This is a genomic window from Sphingomonas sp. (assembly GCF_040398505.1).
Lineage (GTDB): Bacteria > Pseudomonadota > Alphaproteobacteria > Sphingomonadales > Sphingomonadaceae > Sphingomonas.
In genome coordinates this window covers 1-8639 of record NZ_JBBATX010000102.1, presented here as the reverse complement: position 1 = coordinate 8639, position 8639 = coordinate 1, and the positions used below count along the sequence as shown (strand labels likewise).

At 63.0% G+C, this 8639-nt stretch carries 12 protein-coding genes and 1 pseudogene; 4 read left to right on the top strand and 9 right to left on the bottom strand.

Going from position 1 to position 8639, the window contains the following annotated elements:
• On the top strand, positions 1 to 551 hold a 551-nt coding region (locus ABWP09_RS11805; RefSeq protein ID WP_353205329.1), incomplete at its 5' end, for a 2-hydroxyacid dehydrogenase.
• Between the two features lie 660 nt (positions 552 to 1211).
• On the opposite strand, the gene ABWP09_RS11800 is transcribed toward ABWP09_RS11805, so the two are convergent.
• From ABWP09_RS11800 to uvrC, 3 genes are all read right to left on the bottom strand, one after another.
• Positions 1212 to 1622: a type II toxin-antitoxin system VapC family toxin gene (locus tag ABWP09_RS11800; RefSeq protein ID WP_353205328.1), complete on the bottom strand. Its 411-nt coding sequence runs from the start codon at positions 1620 to 1622 to the stop codon at positions 1212 to 1214.
• Positions 1619 to 1891 carry a hypothetical protein gene (locus ABWP09_RS11795; RefSeq protein ID WP_353205327.1) on the bottom strand — a complete coding sequence of 91 codons (273 nt, stop codon included), beginning with the start codon at positions 1889 to 1891 and terminating at the stop codon, positions 1619 to 1621. The genes ABWP09_RS11800 and ABWP09_RS11795 overlap by 4 nt, the downstream gene beginning before the upstream one ends.
• A gap of 289 nt (positions 1892 to 2180) precedes the next feature.
• A complete protein-coding gene (gene uvrC / locus ABWP09_RS11790) occupies positions 2181 to 4103 on the bottom strand; it encodes an excinuclease ABC subunit UvrC (RefSeq protein WP_353205326.1) in 1923 nt (640 codons plus the stop codon).
• 263 nt (positions 4104 to 4366) lie between these two features.
• Here uvrC and ABWP09_RS11785 point away from each other — a divergent pair, with 263 nt between their 5' ends.
• A complete protein-coding gene (locus tag ABWP09_RS11785) occupies positions 4367 to 4534 on the top strand; it encodes a hypothetical protein (RefSeq protein ID WP_353205325.1) in 168 nt (55 codons plus the stop codon).
• 20 nt (positions 4535 to 4554) lie between these two features.
• Here ABWP09_RS11785 and ABWP09_RS11780 read toward each other — a convergent pair whose 3' ends face one another.
• From ABWP09_RS11780 to ABWP09_RS11755, 6 genes are all read right to left on the bottom strand, one after another.
• Complete coding sequence (locus ABWP09_RS11780; protein WP_353205324.1) at positions 4555 to 4890, bottom strand: hypothetical protein; 336 nt, start codon at positions 4888 to 4890, stop codon at positions 4555 to 4557.
• Between the two features lie 110 nt (positions 4891 to 5000).
• Entirely contained in the window at positions 5001 to 5567 is a 567-nt protein-coding gene (locus ABWP09_RS11775) for a F0F1 ATP synthase subunit B family protein (protein ID WP_353205323.1), read from the bottom strand.
• Positions 5560 to 6054, bottom strand: a complete 495-nt coding sequence (locus ABWP09_RS11770; RefSeq protein ID WP_353205322.1) for a F0F1 ATP synthase subunit B family protein — start codon at positions 6052 to 6054, stop codon at positions 5560 to 5562. Before ABWP09_RS11770 ends, ABWP09_RS11775 begins: the two co-directional genes overlap by 8 nt.
• 15 nt (positions 6055 to 6069) lie before the next feature.
• A complete protein-coding gene (locus ABWP09_RS11765; protein ID WP_010164404.1) occupies positions 6070 to 6282 on the bottom strand; it encodes a F0F1 ATP synthase subunit C in 213 nt (70 codons plus the stop codon).
• Between the two features lie 60 nt (positions 6283 to 6342).
• Complete coding sequence (locus ABWP09_RS11760; RefSeq protein ID WP_353205330.1) at positions 6343 to 7101, bottom strand: F0F1 ATP synthase subunit A; 759 nt, start codon at positions 7099 to 7101, stop codon at positions 6343 to 6345.
• Between the two features lie 56 nt (positions 7102 to 7157).
• Positions 7158 to 7442 carry an AtpZ/AtpI family protein gene (locus ABWP09_RS11755; RefSeq protein WP_353205321.1) on the bottom strand — a complete coding sequence of 95 codons (285 nt, stop codon included), beginning with the start codon at positions 7440 to 7442 and terminating at the stop codon, positions 7158 to 7160.
• A gap of 194 nt (positions 7443 to 7636) precedes the next feature.
• Between ABWP09_RS11755 and ABWP09_RS11750 the strand changes: the two are divergent.
• Positions 7637 to 8059 (top strand): annotated as a pseudogene (locus ABWP09_RS11750) (JAB domain-containing protein); the annotation flags it as partial.
• Positions 8060 to 8179: 120 nt separating this feature from the next.
• Positions 8180 to 8584 (top strand): hypothetical protein, encoded by a 405-nt coding sequence (locus ABWP09_RS11745; RefSeq protein ID WP_353205320.1) that lies wholly within the window; start codon positions 8180 to 8182, stop codon positions 8582 to 8584.
• Positions 8585 to 8639 lie beyond the last annotated feature (55 nt).

Genomic DNA, 8639 nt, shown 5'->3' with positions numbered 1-8639 from the left:
ACCGCATCGGCGGCAAGGCGCTCGGCATTATCGGCATGGGGCGGATCGGCCAGGCGGTCGCCTTGCGCGCGCGCGCCTTCGGCCTGTCGATCCATTACCACAACCGCCACCGCCTCCCCGCCGTGCTCGAGGCGCAGCTCGCCGCGACGTGGCACGAAAATCTCGACGCGATGCTCAGCGGCATCGACATCCTGACGCTCCACACCCCGCGCAACGCCGACAGCGAAGGCATGATCGACGCCCGCCGCATCGCCTTGCTCCGCCCCCACGTCCACCTCATCAACACCTCGCGCGGCGGCATCGTCGACGAAGACGCGCTGGTCGCCGCGCTGGAGGCGGGCGCGCTGGCGGGTGCGGGACTGGATGTGTGGAAGCACGAACCCCAGATCGACCCGCGGCTGCTCGCATTACCCAACGTCGTGATGACCCCGCACATGGGGAGCGCCACCTACGAAGGCCGTCTAGCCACCGGCGACAAGGTCATCGCCAACATCCGCATGTGGGCGGATGGTCACCGGCCGCCGGATCAGGTGCTGGAGGGGTGGGCTTAGGTTAATGGCTGTGAGCGGATATTCGGACTTTTTCGCTACGAAAACCCGCAAACTCGCGCAACTCCGTTAGAAATTATGAACGGCTTCCACTCGTCTGGCTGAAGCACGTATGCGGGGACAGGCGGGTCTAGCCCAAACATCACTACTCCTGAGCACAAGGCAACGTAGCGATGAGCGCCGTCAACAATCTGATCGCCCCCGACCAAGCCCGTACATACAATAAGTGGTTTCAGATCGTTACGAACAGTATGGTTAAATATGTGGTCCGGTTCAACCGCGCCACTCTCAACAAGACGAGCCGCTCGATCCAAATCTATCGGCATTCTGAAAATTTCACAGTTTTGTTCGGCCCAAGATCGCATCGATGAGATATCAAAAAACATCGGATTACCTGAGCCGTCATCGTCAAGTCGATAAACCTCGGTGCCTTCGCCGCCTCTCGCAATTTTGTTCTGAAGTATCTTCCGCACGAGCGGGTTGCGTAGTTTTTTCTTAAGCTGAGTTTTCTCCTGTTGCCGCTCTTTCCTCGTGCTCACCGCTCCAACTCCGGTCAAACGTGATTTCACGACCAGTGCCCAGATTGGCGCTTGTCCCGACCCATATCTATCAAGCGCTTGCCAGATACCGGATCATAGCAAGAACAAATCACGCTTAAGCGTTTCAGTCAACCCGGCTCGCCGGATGCACCAAAACATCCGTCGTCGTAAAATCCCGCCCCGCAAACAGCAGCGCCTCGCCCCGCTCCTTGGCAACGGCATAGACCATCAGATCAAGCAAGTTCAGCACGCCGCCACGCCCATTGCCCTTGCCGTAGCGAAGCTGTGCCTCTGCGGCGATGGTTGCGTGACGAACATTCCAGGGAAGCATTTCCATGCCGAGACGCGTCAGCCGAGCGAGCAGCGCGTCTGCCTGATCGCCAAGATCAAAACGCGCACCCCGCGCGACGGACAGAAATTCCAAATGTGCAGGCGCGGGTAGAAAGACCGGTTCGTTCAGCAATGCCACAAGCAGCCGCTTGTAGCCAACTTCCTCGGCCAGCACAGCGATCAGTGCCGATGTATCGACGATCAACGCGGCAGTCCGTACTCGTCGTATAGTTCGTCGTCGATCTCGGCCATCGTCGGGTATTTACGCTTCGGCACCGAGTCCAAGATTGCGTGTATCTCGGCGATAATCGCCTCCCGATCGCTCGGCGGTGGCAAGGGCATCCGCTCTAGCGCTTCCTCAATCACTTGCGCCTGACTGCGCCCATCGCGCGTCAGCAGCGCAAGCCTCTCCGCCGCCTTGGTAGAGCGGATCGTGATCGGTTGCTGGCGGCGGCGGGCGGTCGTGGTGGCCATGGTTCAATCATACTATAATCGTAGGCACCGTACAAGCACGCGTACAAGCACGCACTCCCGGCCAATGGTGTCCTACACCTACAACGCCGTGTTATGCTGGGTCCGCTCTTTCAAACCGCCGATCCTGCCCGCCCCTTCAAGGCCCACGCTCCCGGCGCCGTATCGATGCTCGATAGTGCGACTCGTGTGACTTTAAGCAGACTGCATCAACGCTCGATGGTGCGACTCAAGTATGACTTTAAGCCCACCCGACCCCAACACGCCGGAGGAAGATCACCCCCCAACCCCCTCACCGTGCATGGAAAAAGTCATAAAGCTGCTGCACCACCGCCGCGCTCACCCCCGGCGCCTTCTGCAAATCCTCCAAACTCGCCCCACGCACCGCCCGCGCCGTCCCGAAGTGCATCAGCAGCGCCTTCTTCCGCGCCGGACCGATCCCCGGCACATCGTCCAACGGTGACGCCCCAATCGCCTTCGCCCGCTTCGCCCGGTGCGCGCCGATCGCAAACCGATGCACTTCGTCGCGCAGCCGCTGGAGGTAGAACAAAACCGGCGCGTTGACCGGCAATTGGAACTCGCGCCCGTCGAGCAAGTGGAACACCTCGCGCCCGTCGCGCCCGTGCAGCGGCCCCTTGGCGATGCCGACCAGGCACACGTCCTCGATCCCCATTTCCTCGAGCACCGCCTTCACCGCGTTCAATTGCCCGCGCCCGCCGTCGATCAGCACCAGATCGGGCCAGTCGCCCGCGTCGCGATCGGGGTCCTCGTTCTGGGCCCGCGCAAAGCGCCGCTGGAACACTTCGCGCATCATCCCGAAATCGTCGCCGGGGATCGTCTCGGGGTTCTTGATGTTGAACTTGCGATACTGCCCCTTGCGGAAGCCCTCGGGCCCCGCGACGACCATCGCACCGACCGCATTGGTGCCCTGAATATGGCTGTTGTCGTAAATCTCGATACGCTGCGGCGGCTCGGCCAGATCGAACAGTTCGGCGACTTCGCGCAGCAATTTGGCCTGTGTCGTGCTCTCCGCCAGCCGCCGGTCGAGCGCTTCCTCGGCATTGCGCTTGGCCTGATCGAGCAACCGCCGCCGCGTCCCGCGCTGCGGCATCGACAGCGACACCTTGAAGCCAACCCCCGCCCCCAGCGCCTCGCCGAGCAACGCCCCCTCCTCCAACTCGCGGTCGAGAAAGATCGTCTTGGGCGGCGGCACTTCCTCATAAAATTGCGCGAGGAAGCCGGTGAAAATCTCGTCCTCGGGCACGTCGGCGGTGTGCGCCGGGAAGAAGCTGCGATGCCCCCAATTCTGCCCACCGCGGATGAAGAACGCCTGGATGCCGATCACGCCATTCTTGTTCGCCATCGCGAAGATATCGACATCGCCCATCCCCTCGGCATTGATCGCCTGCGAGCCTTGAATGAAGGTCAGCGCGCGCAGCCGGTCGCGCAGGATCGCGGCAAGCTCGAAATCCATCGCCGCCGCCGCCGCCTCCATCTGCCCGCCCAGCTTGGCCTGCACTTGCGTCGATTTGCCCGCCAGAAACGCCTTGGCGTCACTCACCAGTTCGGCATAGCCGTCCGGATCGATCCGCCCGACACACGGCGCCGAACAGCGCTTGATCTGATAGAGCAGACACGGGCGATCGCGATTCTTGAAAAAGCCGTCGGTGCAGCTGCGCAGCAGGAACAATTTCTGCAACGCGTTGAGCGTGTTGTTGACCGACCCGGCGCTGGCGAACGGCCCGTAATAATTGCCCTTCGCGCGCCGTGCGCCGCGATGTTTCTGGATGCGCGGGAAGTCATGATCGACGCGCAACAGAATGAACGGAAAGCTCTTATCGTCGCGCAACAGCACATTGTACGCCGGGCGATAGCGCTTGATCAGCTGCGCTTCGAGCAGCAGCGCCTCGGCCTCATTATTGGTGGTGACGATCGTCATGCTGCGCGTCTGCGCCACCATCCGCTGGAGCCGCTTGGTCAGGCGCTCGACTTGCGTGTAATTGGTCACGCGGTTCTTGAGCGCCTTGGCCTTGCCGACATACAGCACGTCGCCGCGCGCATCGAGCATCCGATAGACGCCGGGGCGGACGGGGAGCGTCGCCAGCACGTTGCGGATCGCGGCGATCCCCGCTTCGAGATCGGGCGCATCGCTGCCGCGGACGGTGTAAGTGGCCTGGTCTTCGTTGAAGCGGGTCGGGGCGTTGGGATCGGACATTATCGTTTGATCTAGGCATTCGCGCGGACGGATGCCACGCCCTTCATCGCTATAATCCGCCGCCGCGCGCTGCTATGGGCGCGGTTATGTATATCTCGATCACCGGGCTCAAGCTCAACGGCCCACTCTCCGCGCCGCGTTTCTGGTGGCATGCGCTGCGCTCGATGGCGCAGGCGTAGCGCGCGCCCGGCAATATCTCGGCCGATGCACGGCTGATCGACGGCATCCACCACACGCTCACGGTGTGGAGCGACCGGGCGGCAATGCTGAAATATCTGCGCAGCGGCGCGCATCTGCAAGCGATGCGCGCGTTCCACGGCATCGCCACGGGGGCGGTGACGGGATATGAGGCCGATGCGCCACCGACCTGGGCAGAGCTTCCCGCGATCTGGCGCGACCGCGGCCGCTGGGTGACGCCGGGCAAGGCCTGAAGCCCTGCCCGGCTACCGGTTTACTTGATCGCGGCGAGGTCGGCCTTGACCTTGGCCAGTGCCGCATCGCTCAGCGCGCCCTGCGACATCGGCTGGACCTGATTGAGCGACATGCCCTTGAACTGGTCGTACATCGGGTGCGACGTGATGTTCTGCAAATCGGTGTCGAGCACCGCCTTGGCGGCAGGATCGGCGGCGATCGTCTCGATCGGCGTGTCGAGCGTGAACTTCGCGGTGCCTTCGGCGGCGGGCGCAGCGGGCGCGGCAACCGCAGGCGCGGCGGGCGCAGGGGTCGTCTGGGCGGCGAGCGGGGCAGCCGTCAGGGCAACGATCGCGGCGAGGATGACAGACTTCATGGGGGAGCGTCTTTCGAAAAGAAAAGCGGCGCGAATCGCCGCAATCCGGTGTGTAGCCGGATCAGTAGCGAAACGAAATGGACCCCGGCATCGCGCGGGGTCGTCAGGCGTCAGTTGAGGCGGCCGAGCCCGGCGATCGTGCGATCGACCAGCGCCTTGTCGGCATCGGCGCCGTGGCGCTCGGCGATGATCGCCGCAGCGGCCCGCGTTGCCGCATCGGCGGCGAGCGCGCGGACCTCGGCAATCGCGCCGCGCTCGGCGGCGGCGATCTTGTCCTCGGCCATCGTCTGACGGCGCGCGATCAGGTCGGTCAGATCGGCTTCGGCCTTGGCGAGCATCGCGGCGGCTTCGGCTTCGGCCTGTGCGACGATCGCGGCAGCGTCCCCGGCGCTGCCGGCGTTGCGCGCCTTGGCTTCGGCGAGCTGCGCCTCGGCTTCGGCCCGCAGCTTCGACGCTTCGTCGAGCTGGTTCCGGATCGTCGCGATCCGCGCATCGAGCGCGCCCGCGATCATCTTGGGCACCTTTTGCCAGATCATGATGCCGATCACGACCAGCATCGACAGCGCGACGAACCCCGCCGCCGTGACGCCTAAAAAGGCGGGTTCGTGGTGCAATTCGGCAACGCCGGTCTGCGCAACGGTGTTGAGCGTGGTGGCCTCAGCCCCGGGATTAACCATGTGCTAATTCTGCCTTGACCCGCGTCGCGATCGTCGCGCGATCGACCGCCACGCCCGAAAGCTTGGCGACGATCTGCGCGACCGCATCGGTGGTCGCCGTTTCGATTTCGGCGAGTGCCGCCGTCTTGGAACTGTCGATGTGGGCCGTGGCGATCGCAATCTGCGCCGCCATCGCCGCATCGCTCGTCTTCAGGCTGGCCTCGGTGCTGGCGGTAACCCGCGTCTTGGCCGCAACGATGGCGACGGTCGCCGTGCTGCGGGCGGAGTCGAGCCCGGCCTGATACTCACGCTCGGAGGCGAGCGCGGTCGCGCGCGCGCCCTCTGCCGCAGCGATGTCCCCCTGGATGCGAGCGTTACGGTCGTCGACCGTCTTCTCGATCTTGGGGACCATCGCCTTGCCGATCCCGAAATAGATCAGCGCGAAGACGATCGCGAGCCAGAACAGCTGCGAAGCGTAAATCTCACCGATTTGGGAAAGCTGCGGCATTGGACGCGCTCGCTCTTACTTGACGACGAAGAGGATGAGAATCGCAACGACGAACGCGATCAGGCCGAGCAACTCGGATGCCGCGAAGCCGATGAACAAGCGACCCTGCTGGCCGTCTGCTGCGCCGGGGTTACGCAAAGCGCCTTCGAGGAACGAGCCGAACACATTGCCCACGCCGAGCGCCGCGAGACCGACACCGATCGCTGCCAGGCCGGCACCGATGTACATTGCACCAAGATCAGTCATGATTAACTCCCTAGAAATACGGTAAAGTGGTTGTTGAAAACTTTAGTGCAGGTGCACCGCGTCGTGAAGGTACAGCGACGTGAGCAAGGCAAACACATAGGCCTGGATCGCGCAGACCAGCAGCTCGAGAGCGCTGACCCCGATGATCATGATGAAGCTCAGCACGCCGACGACCGAGCCAAGCCCGCCGCCCGCGCTGAAGCCCTGCACCACGAAACTGCCGAACACTTCGAGCAGGATGTGCCCCGCGGTCATCGCGACGAACAGTCGCAGCGCGAGCGAGAACGGCCGCACCATGAACGACACGAACTCGACCGGGATGATCACCGGCATCAGCCACGCCGGCGCGCCGTGCGGCACGAACAGCGTGAAGAATTTGAAGCCATGCTTCCAGAACCCGACCGCCAGCACGATCGCGAACGACAGGAAGGCCAGGATCGCGGTCACCGTGATATGGCTCGTCACCGCAAAGGTGTGCAGCCCCGGTACGATCGACAGCGGCAGAACGCCGACCAGATTGGCGAACAGGATGAAGTAGAACAGCGAGAAAATATAGGGCGCGAACTTCTTGCCGCCGGCACCGATGTTCACCGACACCATGTTATCGATGAAGCTGACGGCGTCCTCCGCCGCAACCTGCCACCGGCCGGGGACGAGCTGGCGCTTGAGGCCGCCCGAGATGAACACAGCGAGCAGCACGAACACGACGACCATGAACAGCGCCGAATTGGTGAAGGACACGTCATAACCGAACATGCTCAGATGGCGACCCAGCACGGGCTCCACCATGAACTGTTCCATCGGATCGATTTTGCCGGCGCTCGCGCTTGCGGCAGTCAAGTCGTTCGCTACGGCGCTCACTGGGCGCGCTCCTTCGAAATCTTTATGATGTTGAGGAATGCCCCGACGATCGCGAGCGTCAGCACGATCAGCAAGCCCCAGGGCGAGGTGCCGAGCCACTGATCGAGCGCCCAGCCCATAATCCCGCCACCGAACAAGGCACCGAGCAGCAACGCAAGGACTTTCGACCCCTGCCCATAGCCCTTCGCTTGCGGTGCCGGGACGCCAGCACGCGACAGTCCGGCCGCTTTTGCCGAAGCAATGCGGGCGTCCAAATCGTCAGTCTGGCGGTCGTCGGCCAAGGGCGGCTATCCTGATAAGAAAACGCCGCGATGCTGTTGGCACCGCGACGATGAACATCGGGGAACAACGATGGCCGGATCAGGCCACCGTTTCACGGTTCGTTTAGGAAGGTGACCGGGGGGTGTCAACTCTTGTGCGGCGCGGCGCGCGATCCGTTGCGCAGCGGCGCGCGGAACGATAGTCTTTGTAACCGATAAGCACCCCTGCCCCCGATCATGCCGGACATCGCGGGCGCTTGCGCCAGCGGCTGCTCGAACAAGGCGGTGACGGGCTGCTCGACCATGAACTCGTCGAGTATTTGCTCGCGCTGGCCATCCCGCGGCGCGACACCAAACCGCTCGCCAAGGCGCTGCTGGCCGAATTCGGCGGCGTCGGCGCGCTGTTCACCGCCGAGGCCGACGCCTTGATGCGCGTTCCCGGCATGGGCGAGACGAGCGCCGCCGCGATCCGGATCGTCCAGGCGACCGCCTTGCGCCTGCTGCGGGCGCAGGCGAGCGTCCAGCCGGTGCTGGCGAGCTGGCAAGCGCTGATCGATTATCTCCATGTCGACATGGCGCACCGCACGACCGAACGCGTCCGCGTCCTCCACCTCAACAAGTGCAAATCGGTTGTACGCGCTTTACCCTCCCACGCGTGATATAGAGCATCCGCTTTCAGGCGAAAAAGCGAACTGTCGGCAAACGCCCAATTGCAGACGTTGCTTGAAAGGAGCATCATCTCGGTCGGGAGATTAATGATGCTTTTGGGACGCTTGATTGCTGCGGCGACGTTGATCGTCGGAGGCGTATGGCTGGCCGCGTCCTACAAAATCATCCCTATTTCGCCGGACGTAGCATCCGCCCTGTACCGAATTTTCTTCGTGCTTCTCGTGCTACGTCAGATCATGAATTGGCGATCTCGGCACATTCACCCACAGACAGAGCCTTCTCCAGCGCGCAGCGCGGTGGGAGTGATTGTTGCGACCGGAGCCGTGGCTGTTTTTGTAACCGCCCGTGGCGCTCAAACCGCTCCACAGTATTTTGTTCCAGCTATCATCGCCGTCAGCACTGCGCTGCTGGCCTTCGTCACATTCCGCTTCGTATCGTCTCGCGCGGATCAGATTGGCGAAGCGAAATTTCACAGTTCTTCCAACGGCAGCTAACCACCAGAATCAGACATTTAGCCCCTAATTTCGGCCTATCAGCATACTGCACCTA